Annotated in this window: 14 protein-coding genes; 4 read left to right on the top strand and 10 right to left on the bottom strand. The window is 44.4% G+C overall.

What is annotated here, in order from left to right; genetic code table 11:
• Positions 1-27: 27 nt before the first annotated feature.
• The 10 genes from G7Y45_RS11015 to G7Y45_RS10970 all read right to left on the bottom strand — a co-directional run bounded on the left by G7Y45_RS11015 (position 28) and on the right by G7Y45_RS10970 (position 12,328).
• Positions 28-1,005, bottom strand: a complete 978-nt coding sequence (locus G7Y45_RS11015; protein ID WP_165015443.1) for a fimbrillin family protein — start codon at positions 1,003-1,005, stop codon at positions 28-30.
• A gap of 20 nt (positions 1,006-1,025) precedes the next feature.
• Complete coding sequence (locus G7Y45_RS11010; protein ID WP_005808949.1) at positions 1,026-1,994, bottom strand: fimbrillin family protein; 969 nt, start codon at positions 1,992-1,994, stop codon at positions 1,026-1,028.
• 28 nt (positions 1,995-2,022) lie between these two features.
• Positions 2,023-3,135 (bottom strand): hypothetical protein, encoded by a 1,113-nt coding sequence (locus G7Y45_RS11005; protein ID WP_165015440.1) that lies wholly within the window; start codon positions 3,133-3,135, stop codon positions 2,023-2,025.
• Between the two features lie 18 nt (positions 3,136-3,153).
• On the bottom strand, positions 3,154-4,725 hold the full coding sequence (locus G7Y45_RS11000; protein WP_165015437.1) for a fimbrial protein: 1,572 nt from the start codon (positions 4,723-4,725) through the stop codon (positions 3,154-3,156).
• Positions 4,726-4,751: 26 nt separating this feature from the next.
• Complete coding sequence (locus G7Y45_RS10995; RefSeq protein ID WP_005808954.1) at positions 4,752-5,675, bottom strand: FimB/Mfa2 family fimbrial subunit; 924 nt, start codon at positions 5,673-5,675, stop codon at positions 4,752-4,754.
• A gap of 96 nt (positions 5,676-5,771) precedes the next feature.
• The gene (locus G7Y45_RS10990; RefSeq protein ID WP_165015434.1) at positions 5,772-7,421 is read right to left on the bottom strand and encodes a DUF5029 domain-containing protein; all 1,650 of its coding nucleotides are present in this window, start codon (positions 7,419-7,421) and stop codon (positions 5,772-5,774) included.
• 234 nt (positions 7,422-7,655) lie between these two features.
• Complete coding sequence (locus G7Y45_RS10985; RefSeq protein ID WP_165015431.1) at positions 7,656-8,792, bottom strand: clostripain-related cysteine peptidase; 1,137 nt, start codon at positions 8,790-8,792, stop codon at positions 7,656-7,658.
• A gap of 4 nt (positions 8,793-8,796) precedes the next feature.
• Positions 8,797-9,909 (bottom strand): DUF3868 domain-containing protein, encoded by a 1,113-nt coding sequence (locus tag G7Y45_RS10980; protein ID WP_005808957.1) that lies wholly within the window; start codon positions 9,907-9,909, stop codon positions 8,797-8,799.
• Between the two features lie 14 nt (positions 9,910-9,923).
• Positions 9,924-10,490 (bottom strand): DUF3575 domain-containing protein, encoded by a 567-nt coding sequence (locus tag G7Y45_RS10975; protein ID WP_005808958.1) that lies wholly within the window; start codon positions 10,488-10,490, stop codon positions 9,924-9,926.
• A 623-nt stretch (positions 10,491-11,113) separates the two neighbouring features.
• Positions 11,114-12,328, bottom strand: a complete 1,215-nt coding sequence (locus tag G7Y45_RS10970) for a site-specific integrase (RefSeq protein ID WP_005808960.1) — start codon at positions 12,326-12,328, stop codon at positions 11,114-11,116.
• Positions 12,329-13,982: 1,654 nt separating this feature from the next.
• Here G7Y45_RS10970 and G7Y45_RS10965 point away from each other — a divergent pair.
• From G7Y45_RS10965 to G7Y45_RS10950, 4 genes are all read left to right on the top strand, one after another.
• Positions 13,983-14,834 (top strand): LuxR C-terminal-related transcriptional regulator, encoded by an 852-nt coding sequence (locus G7Y45_RS10965; protein WP_005808961.1) that lies wholly within the window; start codon positions 13,983-13,985, stop codon positions 14,832-14,834.
• Positions 14,835-14,917: 83 nt separating this feature from the next.
• Complete coding sequence (locus tag G7Y45_RS10960; RefSeq protein ID WP_005808963.1) at positions 14,918-15,523, top strand: DUF3575 domain-containing protein; 606 nt, start codon at positions 14,918-14,920, stop codon at positions 15,521-15,523.
• Between the two features lie 10 nt (positions 15,524-15,533).
• On the top strand, positions 15,534-17,663 hold the full coding sequence (locus G7Y45_RS10955) for a M48 family metallopeptidase (RefSeq protein ID WP_165015428.1): 2,130 nt from the start codon (positions 15,534-15,536) through the stop codon (positions 17,661-17,663).
• A 5-nt stretch (positions 17,664-17,668) separates the two neighbouring features.
• Positions 17,669-18,835 carry a hypothetical protein gene (locus G7Y45_RS10950; protein WP_032536352.1) on the top strand — a complete coding sequence of 389 codons (1,167 nt, stop codon included), beginning with the start codon at positions 17,669-17,671 and terminating at the stop codon, positions 18,833-18,835.
• Positions 18,836-18,908 lie beyond the last annotated feature (73 nt).

Raw genomic sequence — 18,908 nt, 5'->3', positions numbered from 1 at the left:
TACTATCCTTTCTGTTACAATCAGTTATTAATCTAAAGTCGCATCGTTATCACCACCGGGTACAACAGAGGTATCCCATGGGTATACTTTCACTCCCGAAATATCTACTCCCGTACCCTTGACCTCCAGGAAAATGGTAGATAAATACCCGGCTTTCAGAGCTTTCAAAGTCTCGTACGGAATCGTTACCGAATATTCACTTCCATCAATTGTCAATATCAGTTGGGTATTGTCCTCAAAATCCTGTGGAGGAAACAATTTGCTGATACTTACATCCGTACTCCCTTGAGCTATCCCTACTGTCCCCATAGCAAGCGCAGATGTATCCAGCGTCCAACCGGAAGCTGTGCTCCCTCCCAACTGTCCCGCATCCGCAGCGGATTTACTGATATCCATGCTACGTTCCACATAAAACGTCTTTCCGCTCGTTGCGGGTTTCATCACAATCTTGGTTAACTTGCACTTCAACGGATAAGTCGAATGACAAGCAATGCTGAACTTCACACCGGCATAAGCATGCTTCAGCAAAAAGGAAGCAACCGGATTGCGGTTATTGACTGCCGCTAAAGGAGCATCGGCATAACAAAAATCATTATCCGCCGTATTATCTTTCACTGTCAAAGCAGTAACCGTACTATTATCACCATTAAAAGTGACCTTACCATACGGATAATAGACATGCAAAGAGGCGTCCGTACCGCCAACATATAGTTTATCTGCCAAACTCCATCCGGTTCCGTCGTGAGTACACTGTACATCATATTGTTGCGGAAACGTAGCAGTGTAAGGTGCCGTGCGAAATATTCCTATACTGGCATTTGACAAAGCAACCGCACGTGTTTCAACGCCATTATCCTCAACGGTTTCCACTCTGACAGGAACATACTCGTCCTCCCCGCCGTTATCCACCGGATCCATCCCTCCGTTGCTACAAGCAATCAATACTATTGCCATCATCATATTTGCCAGAATGTGTTTCATCTTTCTCTGCTTTCTTAAAAACATATTTATTCCTTTCTGTCTCTTTATTGCGGCACAAACGGATCACCGGAGTCTCTGACTGCCTCTTCTATCCATTCCTCCACATCCACAGTTCCTATCTCTACTTCAGTGGGACGAATAATGACATCTATCTCATACTTTGTCCCTTCCACCATTTTCTTGTTCGTACCACAAAGCTCGGCAGCGCCAATCTTACCTTTCATCTCCTTTCCATCTACCATTAGTGTAAAAGAAAGATCCCCGGTGAAGTCAGCAGGCACTACCATATAATCCAGGACGGCAGGAGCTGCAACGGTTCCGATAGTTATCGGAACGGTATAGCTGAACATCACCCCCTGCACTCCTCCTTCAACGATCCCTGTAAACAGATCCAGTGTTCCGGTGATCCGTAAAGCCGCAGAAAATGTAAATGAGCTGATCTCACCGTTCCCGGTATACTCTCCTTTATTCAGAGCCACATCCGTTACTCCCCTGATAAAATTGAATCTCAGGAGCGAATAGGCTCTGCGTAAATTCAGCGTTACGGCACCTGTTGTATTCGAAGCCTTAAAAGGGCAATAATAGATTTCTTTTGAAGCCGCATAGAGCTCACTGTTCATCACCACACTACTTGTCCGATCCTCTTTATAAGGATAGTAAGCCGTCAGTTCCGCCGGCCCATCGATCAACACCAGTTCTTCCCCATCCGTCTTCCAGTATGGAGTTCCATATGTATATTTTCTGTTATGAATGGCTTCGTAGCCATTCGCGATATCTTTTTTCTGAAAAATCCCGATAGCGTCGGTTGCTGTAGTAAGCTCAGCAGCCGAACGCGTAAGTACCTCTAACCGCCCTGTTGAAACTCCTCCTATGCATAAAGAAGTGCGCTCTCCTTCTCCTGTCCTTCCGTCATCCGGAACAGCGCAGTCATACTGCGAACAGGAGAAGAGCGCAACACACAGAAGAATGCAGGACTTCTGAAAACAATCTATTTTACACTTCCTTATTATCATCGTTCTCATTATCTTTTTATGAAATCATTCAATTCACTTCTACATCCGGTGGAGTTACTATCCCATCGGGAACTTTCCAATCGGTAGGGACAGTAACCGTTCTTATACCAAAACTACCCGCTCCGTATGCCTCATCGGGAGTGTCAGCCCCCTGACTCAAAACATCTTTAATAACCACCGTATAAGCATTGTTACGTCGTAAATACTGCACATCATTTTTATCGATATTAATATTCACCCGATACCATCCCTTATAAGGAGACTTTTCACATTGCAGCAGCAGACATACCGCCTGTGTCTGTAGCAGATAGGGAGTATGAAGGGTACGCAACACCTCAGTGGCATACAAACCGCCTATGATACTGAATTGCTCCGGTGCATTTTTTTCATTTGCATAGGTCAACGGCAGGAAAGCCATATCCTGCGGATCATTAAATACAGGTATTACCGATGAAACATTACGAAGCATAGCCGATTTCAAGAGAACCGTCCCCCTTTTATCCTCAGCCACCCGGACATCTATGCGTACGGCGGCACGCAGTAGCTGTACACTCATATCCTTCCCTGCTTCCTTAAATGTTGTTCCGCTCATAAGTAAACTGTTATCCGTAACGGTATATGTTCTGTCCGTTATTGACTGCAACGGCATATCTCCCCGGAGTTGCACCCGCACTGCATTTTCAGTCTGTCCGGAACAATATGTATCAAAATCCATTCCGGGAAAATAAGCAGAAGCATTGGCAAGCACCAATACATTATAATCCGTATGATTGTCGATGCTTCCGCTTTCCGGTATAATCACCGATATTTTCCCTGTCTTAGCCAGATGATTGCCATCGACGGTTCCCTGCAAGGAACCGGCATACAACCCGTTGCCATGTTCATCGTAAATGAAAAATAAGAGCTTTACATCATTTATCACACTTTCCTCCGGACGGGCCACAGGTATTTTCCCTCCTGTATCGGATGCCCTTGTTTCCGGATCATCAGCATCGGGGATGGTATAGTTCAGCGTGAAAGCGACAGGCTTGACAGGCTGCATATCACGTCCCTCTTCACCTAAACAGGCTGTAACCCCCATCAAGCAAAATACGCTTAGAAGCATACATCCTTGCCGTATATTTCTTTTAAATCGTTTCATAAGCCAACTAATCTATGTTTAATTATGCAGTTCATCTTCCTGGCTTCCTCCGTTTCCCCAATCATCGGGAGAACGGTCTACCTGAGTCAGTTTATAATGCACTGTCAAATTCTTTACTTTTATATAGAAGTCATCGTCATAAGCCTCACCGGTGGCAAGGTCTCCATAAGACTTTTTGGCCTTTACGGTAAGCGTACCCGCAGTGACGGTTATCTCATAGCGTTCATTAGAGATTACGGCCGACACTGCACCGTCAGATACCTTTACAGGTGCAACCGTCGCATTACCGTTAACCGGACTCGACGCATCAAAACTCAACTCCCAGAAAGGACCGAACGCGACATCGCTTTCTATGGGAATGGATTTCAGCGAACCTGCGTAACCGGATAAAACGAGCTTCTTTGTACCCGAAGAGAACCAGTTCTCACGGTCAAAGTCAATTTCCGTATTCACGTCTATCCAGTCAATCACTTTCACATAGATATTCATCGGTACCCCCGTAGCCGCATCGTCAGGATTGTCATACCCCGGACCCGAGACATTCATAATCTGAAAAGTGTACTTATGATTGCGCAATAGTTCAACCAGTTTTTTCGGATCGTCCGGATCCGTCAGATCAATCCGGTAATAAGTGACATCCGCATCGTCTCCATAAATTCCGCCTACCACCAAACGAGTGGTAGCCACTTTGTCGTTGCCGGCAATATATCCGGGCTGATCAAAGCCGTTATCCGAGTAATAAGTGTTTTCGTATAGATAGAGCGGTCCCGCAAGGGGCAAAGAAGACTCACTCTTCAAAAAAAGCTTGTCACCTATCGGGCGAACCCCTAATTTGGCGGGTAAAGTCGTTTTAACCACATTACGGGTCTTTTTCTCGTCTTCTGAACCTGCGGCAACCACTTCATAGGCCTCCTTTAACGGAGCCAACCTACCGCTATCCGCCGGGAAATAAGCATAAAACTCACGCAACTTAAAAATCACCTTACCATCGCTATCCAACAACTCACCCGGATTTCCCGTATGCGCGTCATCCACTTTTGCCTGTACAGCGGCTACTGAACGCAGCACCGGTACACTAAGCGTTTGCCCTACCGACTCTTTCGAAACAGTCACTCCTGACAAAAAACCATGCATAGGCAAACAGTCTATCCCGGACAGATTATTCTCCACTTTGGATACCATTTTTTCCAATAATGCATTCATCTCCATCCCTAAACCTTTATAGGCACCGCTACGCACCAACTCTGCATGGCTATTCGTAAATACATGCACTTCCAATCCTTCTCCCACAGGCATAGTCACCTGAAACGTATTTTTACCGGCAACCGGAGTTCCTTCGGATGCTGATTTCAGATACAGCCGGTTCCGGTCAGACACTCCCGGAGCAAATACCAATACGTCAATGCCATTGATCACCGTCTCTTTATTATCCGTCCCATCGGCTCCGGAAGCATAAGTGCGAGGAACATTCACACGAAGGTACATGTCTTTATCCGGGTTCTGAGAGATACTTTCGGAAGTATCATCCGAACACGAAACCAAAGCCACGGCCAGAAATACCATCAGTTGACATATCAGAATTTTTTTCATGCTATACTCTCCTTTTATCAGCTTACTTACATATTACTTTCTATTGCCGCCACTTTCCATCCGTTGACACGAACTTGCATAACGGGCTTCACATAATGTCCGTCAATCACCAAGTCAATATAATTGCCCGGAACAGAAGTCAACTCAATAGGAGCACAATCAAACGAAGCGACCTGTTCATCACGAATAAACACGTCTACTCTCAGGAACTTTCCTTCCGAAGAAAAAGAACCGAACCAGGGAGTCAGTACATTTCCGGTACTTTCTTCGTAGTAACATTCAGGTTCAAGTATCACTTCGTCCGTATTTGCTTTATTATTATAATCTACACCACTACGCGTACCGTAAAGGTGGAACTTAAAATCTTCGGGGGAAGGAATAATACTGCTTGCGGCACGTGTTGCTCCTCCTTCTTCAACGACCTGATCCTCTACTGTCTGAGGAATCATTGTTATACGCGTACGGCATACGGCACGCACAAACGGAATAGTCACAATATTGCGGTTTTCACGCAGGCCGGCATCTATGGCAATGCGTCCGTACAACAGATCGTCTACAGGCCGGCAGATTCCGCTGCCGTCGGTAATTTCTTTTAATTTCACATACCCCTCTCCTATGGGAGTATCAGGAGTATCTACATAATCAATTGCCTCATCATATGTCCAGGCTATCAGTTCCAGACTGTCTATATCATCAAAGGTTTTCAAGAATCGATAAGGTTCGGTCAATCCTACTTCATCCAAACCTATTTCCAGTTCCCGATATTTATGCTTCTGTTTATAAAAATGAAGTTGCGTAGGAGTAGAAACCGTTTCAAAAAAACGATTGGCTCCACCATAAATATAGCTGAAATAGATGTGCATATATCCGGCACAAGCATCCATATCATCTTTAATACATGAATTCAGCAATAGGGCAACCCCCAGAAGTATCGGTAGCAGTTTCTTCATTTTAGTTTTGTATTCTTCTCTTTCCGAAAAAGAAAGAGATATAAACCGGAGCGGATTTTCCATCCGCCCCGGATCATATAAAAAAAGAGATTCTGATTACATATTTATATTGTTAACAACATATTTCCATGGCTTAACAACTACCTGTACAAGCATGTCAATATTATCCGAATTGATAGCATCTTCAATACTCTTGGCACCCAAAGTAGTAATAGTACCTGTAATATGATAGAATGTGTTGCGTTCGGTAATCTTCATTGAGGTTGTTTCGTCATCGCTATAGTTGGCAACATCAGCACGATAGTAACGTTTGTCGTTAGGTTTAATCGTAATAGCAGCTTCTTTCTTAGCGTCTTCCGTTTCACCTCTCAACGCAAGTTTATATGTCTCATTCGCTTCCAGGAACGCAACCAATGCTTTTACATTATCAGCCTTATCCCAGAAATCAGCAGCCAATTTATCATAGGTGACAGATCCGTCAGTAGAAGTAGCACCTTGGAAAGTGCCATCTGCCAAAGCTTCTTTCAACATTTGCTCCGTAATAGTCGGTTCAAGCAGGGTATGTGTACCGATATAAGTAGCCTGGGTAACTACCACAGTAGCACAACCGGCATTATCGGCATAGTTAGGAGTTACATAAAAATAAGGAGAATATAACTTGTTGCTCTTAACGTATACCATAGATTTTTCATCAGCCTTCTGTCCATCAGTCAGCGCCTTCTCACCAACAACCCATGTCAGACGATATTCTTTCGCGTCAGCATTGTATTCCCCTTTATTCAATGCCAGAGTCGTTCCGGCAACTTCTGCAGTACCGGGTACAGATTCTTTCTCACCTGCAAATGCTTTCAACCAGTTCAGCACATCCCAGTCTTTAGCAGTCGCATCCGCGCTCTGCGGGAAATACCAGTCACGAGTCTGTGCTGTGAACGGAGACACACGTCTCGGGATACGCACTACGACAATACCATCAGGATCTTTAGTACTTGTCGGATTTTCCCATTCTGCATCTTTGATTTCCATCTTACCATAAGCCTCGTATACGGGGTTGGTAGTAACGGAAGCATTAAAGAATACTTTCGCTAATTCACGGTTCAAAGGAATCGAAACTTTTACGGTAGATCCATTCGGAATATTCGGGTTGGTAGGAATAGCCGATACACCTGCCATGATATACTTTTTAGTTTGCTTTCCGTCTGCAGTAACGGTCAGATCATTCAGGTAGCTCTTAGACAGATTAGAGATGTAGGCACGGATAGCGGCTTCCGATTTGTCAGCCTGGTGTGCCAGTGTCTGAGCGGTAGCAAGGGTCATCTGAGGATCATTCACAATGACATAAACGCTATCTCCCTGACGTACGCCGTTAAACGTACACATATTTTTCTTCGTTCCGGGAGTCGCAACATCGCCCTCACCAATTGCGGTTGCCACATCAGTGTCTTCCGCATTAACATCACCCGCCACACGCTTCACAGTCCAGTCACCTACTTTCGCGCCTTCATGCTGCGGATCATTTTCTTTGGCAAACAGATAGGCCACATACACGTTATTTTCAGTGCCTACTCCTTCTATTTCACCCTTATCCGCACGGGTGGCAGGAGCTGTAGAATTGGTAAAAGCAATGCTGATAGCATCAATCAATTCACCTTTTTGACCACCATTGTCAATTCCCGGTTCATCATCATTACTACATGCAGCCATTGCAAGGGCCGCCAATGTAAACGTAAATAATTTGTTTAATTTCATGTTACTAAAAAATTTAATTATAGATATAAGTTCGAATATTTTATACTCTTATCCGCTTTGGATATTCCTTTCTCCCTTCCGAATCGCGAAGGGTGAAAGGCAGAGAGAAAAAATGCGGATACTCCCTGTTCCATCGTTCTGTTAACTGTCACTGTCTGTTTCGTTAATCAAAAATTCCTTTCCATCACTTTTTAATTCTATTATTACCATTCACTAATTAATTTGAACTATATATTATTGCATTAACTTCAGCTTCTTTCTTTCGGTCAGCAATGCGGGAGCGGTGGCATCAGGTATATACAGCGTCATGCCGCAATGATCGCCAATCGTAAATCCGCCCCGGCTCTGTGACATAAAGTTCTCCGTAGCCGCTTTATAGATTATCGCTTTCTCCAAGGCCTCATCAAAAGCGGCAGATTCTTCTGCGCTTCCAATCCTTTCCACATAGGCCGAAGCGTCATAAAAGAGATGTTGTCCATCCGGCAAACGATCAAAACTCTGTAAGCCGCTACGGTCTATCCACTCCCAACGTTCCACCCGGCTCTCGGCTGCATGAAGTTGCGACTTCAACATTTCCAAGCCGTTAGTCCGGATCACACTGATGGTAGCCGAACGGTAATCCCCTTCCAGATTGTTATAATAATCATAATAGGCGGCAGCCACTGCCGACAGATCCGCTTCCTTTTTATAAAGCAACGGAAACATTTGTTTGTATACCGGAGTGAAGCCCGGTGAAAGCATCTCGGCCGATGACCCGACCACATATTGTGTTTTATCTTTCAGTTCATAGGCTACCTCGAGTCCGGCCATGAAACAACCTTCGAAAAGGATGAAATTGAACTGGCCATCCGGGATGGCTGATGCAAAATCCTGTAAAGTCATTTCAGAATGATTATCCTTGACAACCGAACGGGTCATACCGCCCGGAACCACTGCCGTACCTACCGGCAGCCATCCGCTGGTATGAGAAAATACGATCAATCCCGGATCAACGGAAGGATACCGGGCCATAGCCTCATTGACAACCCGTGCAAATACGGAGGCACTGGCTGAATTCTCCTGCTTATACTTAGCCAATATTTTTGTTACCTTTTCTCCCTGTTCATCAAAACAAACCTCTAACAAGCGGGTACTATCCGCTCCTTTTTTATCCTGATAAATCAATAGATGCCCCGGAAACCTGTCCCATGCCTCTGCTAATGCTGACAATTTTTCGTCGGTCTCATCGGCTAAATCATTATCCCCTCCCATATAAACCAAAAGGGTACGATCAGACAGACGTTGCTCCAACAGACCGTCCGCTTTCTCACCGACTACACAACCGGCAAGCAACAAGCAGAGCATATATCCTATGTAATACATTCTTTTCATATTCTTATTTTACGTATCTAATACGACATGACACTCGCCGGAGCTTCGGAAAATATTCCCGCAGCAAGACTCCGAATGTTTTCCCTTTATTCAGCGTTTTCAAAGATTTTTTCCGTTGATTGTTATCTTTTACGGTACGCAGGATTGAAAGAATTTCATCACGCTCCGGAAGGTCGGAAAGTTCTATATCTTTCTCAAACTGTTCCCAATCTTCGCCTACCCATTCAACTGCGATCTCCATGCGTTCGCCATATTTATTTTCAAGAAACTCCTGAAGAGCTTTGGCACGCTTCTCGGCCAGACGTTCGTTATTCAAGGCATATCCTTCCGGGGAAGAGTAGCCGGTAACAGTGACTCCCGATATGGAATTCCGGTTATCCCGCTCAATAGAGTCCACCTGATTAACGAAATGCATCCAAGAGGCACGGTTCAACTCATGATCGGGAAGAATGCGCATTTCGTTAGTAGGGAAATAAATATCAGCTTCATATCCCGCCTGAATAGGAACCACCTTCCTATGGGAAGAGGCATCCGCAATCACAGGTGGCTGTTCAGATACATCCGGAACTACCCGGACGGTGTCACGAATCACAATAGTATCCACCCGCTCTACAATCAATGGGGGTATCTGCTCTGTCTGCATGGCAAAAGGTACCAAACGGGCATCACAATTGCAATTGGTATCCCGCATCCACACTTTCACATCTTCCATCCATGCCGCATAAGGAACTTCGATTCGATAATGGATGTAAGGCAAGGCGTGATCTCCCTCACGAAGCACAGTATAAGGAGGAATCTTCTCCAATCCCGAAGTAGTGCCCAAGGCCCGGCGTCGGCGATACATCAAATCGCTTTGAGGCCCATTGAGCACAATGGGAGGCAGCGACAACGAATCGGCGGCATTGCCCGAAGAGAGTAGCGGAAACAGATAGACCGTACAGTCCGGCGCCAGATGGACGCTGGTCAGGTCGACAGCCAGATCGACCAACAAGACAGAGTCCCGGCGTTCCAAACGATACACCTCTGTACGGACAGGCTGCGTAGATCTATCTGCCGCTAACACTGATAGAGAGATGAAAAATGAGAAACTTATGAAAAAAGCTTGCCTGATATTCATGTCTTACCCCTCCCCTACTTTAAAAGATAGATAATGGACACACCAACCTTGGTAGGGCCTACATAACCGGTCCGGTAATGATCGACACGCTCACCGCAGGTAGGACAATAAAACTTATCATAATCAACTTGAAGGTATCCCAAACCGATATCGACTCCGATATTCACCCGGTTACTGATAATCCACTGATAACCATAAGTAACCCCTCCACCATACAACTGACCTTCAAGCCGATAATCCTTCAGGATGCCAAAAGGAAGGTTACCGAAGTTGAAGATACCTCCCGTAGCATGCACGCCCAGATAATGCCCCTTGAAAACTTCACTCAGCCAGTAACGGTATTCTACCTGCCCGACCAAATGTTTCATTTTCCGGTTTTTAGCGTAAGTAAAAGGATTATATTGAATAAGACCGGCTACACTCATCTTTGAACTAAAAGCATATTCGACTCCTACATTCGGAGTAGCCGTGGCCCAGTAAAGACCATTGGTAGTCAAGCCCCATTGCTGAGCGCGCCCCATACAAGGAAACGCTAAAAGCAAAGCAACAACCACCCCCAATGTGCATAGTACCTTTTTCATATTTATGGTTTGTTTGATAATTAGGGGCTCTTTCTTATAATGAAAGGGAAAGCTTCAGAATTACCAACATAATCACCTGTAAGACAGAAAAATAAAAGAGTACCGATCCGGAAATGTTTCTGATTTTTTTTATTTTCAGAAACAATTGCAGGAAGTATGAAAGTAAAGCACTGATTCATAGAGCATTGCTTGATATTGACTCAGAAACGATTTCAGAAACATAGATGGAAAGGGCCGTAAAAGAGCAACACGAAGGATGATGTACAACCTGCATATATCTGATTATAAACAGATTAATCATCCTTGTGAATAAATAACGGCATGTGCCTGAAGCAGTGGGGACGGGCAGATGAAAACCGTTGGAAAAGAAATAGCGAGAAACCGGTGTATGCTTTCTTAGAAGAGTCTGTAGACAAAAAGAAGGTGTATAGGAGGATGTTTTTTTCTATATGGAAAGAGAAAATAAATAATTGACAGCAAAAACAAAAAAAACTAAAAAAAGATTTGCTTTATTAATAATTTAATATGTATCTTTGCAAAAGTTATTTGAGATCAGAGGGTATCTCACGGTTGGCTCTTTCATTATAAGAAAGAGTTTTTTTTGTCCTTTTCTCACCCCCTCTTTACCGAAGACAGTTTATCACTAACCGATTGGCCCTGTCAAGCCGCGTAGTATCTATACGATCCAAATAGATGCGTGTAGTCTTCTCCGATGTGTGTCCCATGCAGTCACTGATGACCGAGACAGGTATATCGTTCGCATGAGCAAGGGTCGCCCAGGAGTGGCGGGCCACATAAAACGTAAGCGGCACCTCCAACCGAAGCCTGTCACCCAATTCGCGGATCTGTTTATTAAGCTTACGTTGCTGTCGGCGATAATCCTGATAGCTGTCACCACGGCGGAGCATCGGGAGCAGATAATCCGATGAAGAATCGGCATAGCGGTCAATCAACTCACGCAAACCGTTTTCAACTCGTATCCGCAACTCTTGTCCCGTCTTCTGCCGTTTATAGCAAAGGTAGTCTCCTTGCAGATTTTCTTTATTAATATAGCACATATCTACAAAAGACATTCCACGCGTATAGAAACTGAACAGGAACAGATCACGAGCCAACTGCATATCGGCACGGGAAGCAGTCAAATCGACTTGCTCGATCCGTGCAATCTTCTCGCGGGAAATGGCACGCTTGGCAGTCACCTCTTCTTTAAGGTTCAGCCTCCGGAAAGGTTTCTGATCAGTATAAACCAAGTGGTCGGCACAGGCGCGATTGTAGATGGCACGCCACTGGCGGAGGTAAAACGAAATGGTGTTTGGCTGATTGCCCCGGTTGCGGAGGAAGTCGGCAAAGCGGTCGATTACTTCGGGGGTCAGTTCTTCGAACGAGAAAGGACGGTCACCCACAAACAACTCGAACGCCCGGCGGGCACTACGGTAATTGGCGGCTGTGCCCTGACGCCCTTTATTTTCCAGACCGGCTATCACGGAGTCGGCGTAGACCAGTACCTGGGTCAAATCATTGTGATAGTTGTAGACGCGTACAATGTCGTCCACCGTATAAGCACTCCCCTTCTCCGCTTCCAGCGATTCGCAAATAGCTGTCAACTCCTTCCTTATATATATAAGGTATTCGTTGGCTTCGCGAACAGTGAGCAGGCGACGGCGATTGCCACCGGTATTCTCTACCATTTCTAAACGGGTGTTGAACTCTGCCTCCCAAAATCGGTAAGGCGTATAAATCTCTCTTTTCTTTCGATGGCGTATGATCTGTATCACGAGTGGATAGCTGCCATCACGACCCTCGCGCGAGCGATTGAGCCGTGGAGTGATGGAGGTCATCTTCTTTTTTACTTTTGAAAATTTTGCAAAAGTATAACAACGTCCACTATCAATATGTTGGCAGCTTTTTGACTTCACTATCTTAAAAAATCTTATACATTTTGTTTGTACTCCCCTCCATGAAGAGAGGAGCAAATGTAGCCCACCCCCCGGAAACGACCTAAAAATAGCCGTTGCATTTTTGCAACACCTCTCTTTTTCAGGGTGTCGCAAATATGCAACACCGGATTTCCATCGATGAAATGGGCTATTTTTGAACTACCTGCATGATTTTCTTTATTTCACCGGGAAGAGAAAAAAATCTGTCCGGATAAAAAAGGCATGGATATTATGGGGTATCATATGATCTAAACTTTCGACTACCCGATTAGCACAACAAACAATAACCTACGCCATATACGCGATATATATGAAAAGTATATACACGATAAGAAAAAATGAACCCCATATTACCTGCTATTTGTTAATCAGAAGCTATCGAGACTTCAACTATAAATAACACTCAGAATGCTTTCCTTTCATTGAAAAAGGGCAGAAGCAGCACTTATCTTTGCACTGCAAAGCGTAATGTTTGCTCTCGTAGATCAATCGAATCACTTATTTGGCAATAGAATCTGAAAATTGTCATTTTGTATTTTCTATAGCTTATAGAATTCATTTTTTCCGTCCAAGTTCCAAGGTTAATCAAAAGAAGCTCAAGAATCCGTATCAGAGTAAATCGAAAAGAAAGCAAATAAGGCAATACGCAATCCACAAAATCGGCATACGTAACCGATTGCAATATAAAAGATAAATATAATTCCAATTATAGATCATTTTCATATATTCAGAGAAGTCATAAACGAGAAGCAACCAGAAAAATATGCAGTGTTTTATGCCCCTTTTCCGAAAAAAAAAGAGAGTTATCGGCTGCAAAGCAACTTGCCACCGGTTAGATGTTAACTTCCTGCCGGCACAAAGCTAACTTTCTGCCGACAAAGAATTAACTTTGTGCAATTACAAAGTTAACTTCCTATAGATAAAAAAGTGAATATCCGGTTCTTTTTTACTACCAAACTCTCTTTTCATCTGTCTTTATATCCCCGCAAAGCCCCTATTCCAAGAAAACGGAGCATTGCACGCGTCAGCAAAAAAGGAAATATCAAAGCAAATAGTTAGAATTTGAAGGAAAATCAATACGTCCTCTACACACTCTCAGAAGAGAATCCACCAGCCAATTCATATTTAAGCAAATCAGGAGTTCTACTTATCAAAAACATTTCTGAAAGTTTTCATTTTTTATCTGTATCTTTGCCCCAATTATATGCGGCCGGAGAAACAAATCGGTTTTAGCAACATAAACGATAGCCTAATCGTCATCAGAATCACCACCTCCGATAACCAAAGAAAGGCTATAATAGACTTACTCATTGGGGTAACTGTACCGTCTCAGGACGTGGTGCACTGCCATTGAGTAAGCAGGCTTGTGGTGAGCCTTGATGACGTATGGCGGGCGCACTACGTCTTTTTAATATATATATGTTTGAATTGATTTTGAAATTATTCACATTTATTATGGGGGAAAAAGGACGCTGTGAGAGTTTTGTCCACGGGACTCGCAAACATTGTGCGAATAGGACATAACCAACATCTGACATTGAAACCAAACATAAATATGAATCTTAAAAGCCTTCCTTTTCATAAAAGAAACGAGTATCTGCAAAGAAAATACCACCAGTTCAAGAATATAGAAAGTGCGGAACAACAAACGATCTATTACATCTATTATAGTACAGTGGTCTGCTTCAGTATCGGAATCCTGGCCGATCTTTGCGTCTACCTCATGCGAAATAACTTATTGCTGGCAATATGCAATATACTCTCCCTGGGATTATTTGCGTTATTCACTTATTTACTGATTCGGAAAAAAGCCCGGATCGTATCTCTACTAAACAGTGTTTTCTATACGATACAAGGCAATATACTGATCTCGATGTACAACCGTATCTACCTACCGCCGGAAGAAGCCGGATTCTTTTTGTCGCAGGACCTGATTATCGGAATGGTGACCTGCGGACTGGCTTCCATTTCCGTAAAACGCCACACGGTCATAATCCTATCCCTCTCACCGGTTTTGCTCTACCTGGGCATCGGACTCTATACATCGTCCGACCTCTACCTTATGAATTTTCCCAGCCTGACGGTAGCTTATATTTTTCCTCCGGTAATGCTCGCCAAGTTACAGGAAATATTGCGAAGCATGCACCGGCAAAAAAAAAGGATGACTTCCGAACTAAAGCTATGGGCGGCTTTCAACGCCCTGCACCTTCAACCCAGCAACAAAGAAATACAATTCTGCTGCCTGATATTGGAGAACAAAACAACCGAAGAGATAGCTGAACTTCAATATATAGCCCCTTCGACTGTGAGAAGCAACCGGAGCCGGCTCCGACAAAAATTACAGATAGGGCAAGAGACTGATTTACAGGAGTATTTATCAGAATTAATAAAAAAAGATTTCGATTAGTTGAAAAATGTAAATTAAAACCTCTATATTTGTCACCGACAAGAATAAACGACAGCACGCTTTAGACAGAAGTGAGCGCGTTTATGAATACATTTAATTTAAAACTAAATTTCCCCAACTTGTTGTGGGAGATAGCCGGATATAATTTCCCGTCTCTATTCGGGAAACGGGCTATACTCTTTATTTTCATAGCAATATCTTTTCAAGTATCCGCCCAACGTATGGCCATCAAGACTAATACGCTGGAATGGTTAGCGGCATCTCCCAATCTGGGAGTGGAATTCCCGCTAAACGATTGGATGACAGCCGAAATTTCGGCATCGGCTAATCCCTGGAAGATTACAGATAAACTTTTCTACCGTCATGGGCGCGTACAAGCTGAAGCTAAATATTGGCTTCGGAACCTGCTGGCGCGCCATTACATCGGTATCACAGGATTCTATTCCATGTTCGACGTAGGAATAACCCCCAGGGCATATTATGGAGATGCCGTAGCTGCGGGTGTCACGTATGGATACAACTGGATTCTGTCACGCCGCTGGAACCTTGAGGTTTCAGGCGGTGTGGGTGTGGCACGCTACAGGTTGGTGCGCTACCAACCGGGAAGCACTCACGGTGAACCGAATGAATCGGGATGGGCCCCCATACCGGTTAAACTAAGTGTATCTTTTATCTATATAGCCAAATAAAATAACCCTAATGAATATCAAAAGATTTTTGCTATTGGGGATAGTGACCCTATACGCCATTATTCCGGCATGGGGACAAGCCCAGAAAGTAGAAATACGCGGAAGCGTAATCGATGACGAGGGAGAGCCTGCCATCTCTATCGTAATCAGAGACCAGAATGAAAAGGGAGATGTATACGGCATCACAGACCTGGACGGAAAGTTCAAGATCATGGCAGATCCCAGTACGACCCTCCATTTCTCGGGCTTTGCCTACGCATCAAAAACAGTAAAACTTAAAGGAAAGACAACGATAAACGTAGTGATCTCGTACGAAGCATCGATGATTGACGAAGTGGTGATCACCGCCAAAAAAGTGGTGGACAAACTGCTACCGGAACCAACCGACATCGAGATCATCGGAAATCAATACATCATCCACCCAAAAGTAAAAATTCCCAAAGAAATGTATAAGCCGAACACACGTATCGTAGTGCAACCGATGTTGGTGAATATTACCCGTAAAACACAGAGCCTGTTCCGCCCGGCAGTGGTGACCGGAAAGGAGTATGCCATCACATTGGAACGAATGATGGAATTCGACCTGAGCAGAGACCCGTTAGCACCTTTTCAGGAGAAAACGCAAAAGATTGATAAAAATGAAGTGATTACCTACGTAGACTCCCTCTATATGGATAACCCGGACGATGAATGCCGGTGTGACATCTACATGTATCTGGTAGAATATAAAAAACTGGCATACAAAGATACAGTAGTGATAGCCAAAGGTACGGTAAATCCGATGCGTTTCTTTACGTACCAAGCGGATGGCATGAAAATCAGAGATGAAAAATACATCCCTAAACCTCAAAAACAACAAAGAGGCGACAGAGGAGAAGTGAAGCTGAACTTCCTGATCAACTCGGCAACGATAGACGAAAAGGATTCGAACAACCAAAGAGAACTGGAGAAAATGCGCTTGCGCCTGCAGGAAATAGAAAACGATCCGAACTCGGAATTCCTGTCGTTTTCCGTCAAAGGAGTATCGTCGCCAGAAGGTCCGTATCAGTCGAATCTGAAACTGGCACAAAAACGCACGGACAGTACGCTGAAACGTATCTTTGGTTTTCTGAACGGAGGTACTATAGACGCGATAAAAGACAGTACATATACAGAAGGAGTGGTGGCCTCATGGGAAGAGGTAGCAGAATTGATGGAACACGACTCACTGCCTACAGACAAGTTACGGGAAATCATCAATTGCTATCCGGACAACATGGCCTCGCAATACAGCCGGATCCTACGACTACCGGAATACCGGAATGTCATTCTAACGACTTACTTACCACGGCTGCGCCGGGTGGAATATAGTTTCAACTATTCGGTGATGAGATTACTGAACGATGAAGAAATACGCATAATGTATAAACAAGACTATAAAAAATTGGTACCCTATGAATTTTGGCGGATATACCTGAATGCCGATAATGACTCTACACGGGAAGTAATCTGCCGACAAGCACTGGAACAATATCCTAAATTTATGATTATGGCCAACGAATTGGCTGCATTACTGATAGAACAAAAGAAAGCAGACAGCAAATTACTGGAACCGTTTGTCAGCAGATCGGCTCCCACAGAACTACTCTGTAATCAGGTAATCGCCTTAATGGACGAAAGAGCTTATAACCGGGCGGACTCCATTATAGACTTTTTGCCGGACAACGACATGACACAAGACGTAAGAGCCATCGTTGGAGCTTACAACGGGCATTTTGAGGATGCTTATGAACGGTTCGGAACACAAGGCGGCATAAATGAAGTGGTATTATTAATGGCCATGAAGCAAAATGAAGAAGCGTGGGAAAAGGCACAAGAACTACCGGATGAACCACTCAGCTATTATCTAAGGGCGGCATGTGCCAACAGGTTGGACAAAGTGAGCGAAGCATATGCTTTCATAAAACGGGCCCTGAACGAAGATCCGTCACTGAAAGAGATTGCGCAGATAGACGGAGACGTAACCGACCTACTGCAACAGTTGGAAGAGGAAAAGAAAGAACAGAAGGAAAAAGCGGAGAAAACAAAAGAAAAAACCGAAACGGAAGACACCGAAACGGAAGAGAACGGCTTGAATGAAGAAAGAACGATAAAGCAATGAAGAATATGAGAAAGAGCTATAAAAGAATCCTGCTGTTAGGAGTCGGTTTCGGCTTATGCGGAACTCTGGCAGCACAAGAGCAAAAGCAAGATTCAACAGCGGGAAAAAACAATATAGAGGCCTCAGAATATTTGATACCCAAAAGAAAGGGAGCGGAAAAGTTCCATTCGAAGAGAGGGGCGGAACATCTGTTTTTCTCTGTCGGATCGGGCATCGGTTATCTGTTTAACGTAGGAGGCGGACAAACCGCTCACGGACCACGGGCATCATTCATGGCAGGCAATTGGCTGACTCCCGTCATAGGGTTACGGGCCGGAGGGGAATATACACAGTGGAAACAAGGAAATACGGATATGCATCTGGCAGGAGCCAATGTAGACTACCTGATCAATATCAGTGCATTTGCCGCCAGATACAACCCGAAGCGGGTATTCGAAGTGATCGGCGCTCTCGGACTCAGTTATCAGGCCACTATCATAAAAGACCAAAAAACAATCCATTCATACGGATTGAGGGCAGGATTACAAGGGAAACTGAATGTATCGTCTGCTTTTAACCTGTTTATCGAGCCACAACTGGCACTTTATCCGGACCGGGTGGACAACCAGCCATCGTGGAAAAGATATAACCTGGCAGGATCACTAATGGCAGGTATTACTTACAAACCGGCAGGATACACTACCCTGACCTTCCTTAAAGGAGGTTTTGCCTCACTGGCGGCCGGCACCGGAAACACCGGAAATGTATTGTTCGACACGGAATTCGCTTTAGGTAAATGGTTCGACAAAATTAACGGAATGCGGATCAGTGCCGGCAGTAGTACCGCCTTTTTAGATAATGAAGAAAGCGGAAGCAACCGCGATTTTAATATCAGCCTCAACATCGACTATCTGTGCAACCTCACAAGGCTTTTTTCCGACCGGGACAGCCACGTGTTCAACCTGACAGTGGCAGGTGGCATCGGGAGCTATTTTCCCGGAACGGAATCATCATCTTCCATCATCCTGAACGGCCGCATCGGACTACAGGGAGAAATCAGGTTGTCGGCGCATACCGGGCTTTGGCTGGAACCCCGAATCAATATATTTAAAGACAGAAGTTATCGGGCTGACCTTCAGGAACCCATACGGGGAACAGTGGGGTTAATGGTGGGAACGACGTATAAATTTTAGAATAAGATTCACCCCCACATACTTTATGCTCTCTCTTATGGACAAATTAATATAAACCTACATTGATGCAAGT

Source organism: Bacteroides sp. ZJ-18, assembly GCF_011038705.2.
GTDB classification, from domain to species: Bacteria; Bacteroidota; Bacteroidia; order Bacteroidales; family Bacteroidaceae; genus Bacteroides; species Bacteroides hominis.
The sequence above is the reverse complement of the archived record's forward strand: the minus strand, read 5'-3'. Positions and strand labels throughout refer to the sequence as shown.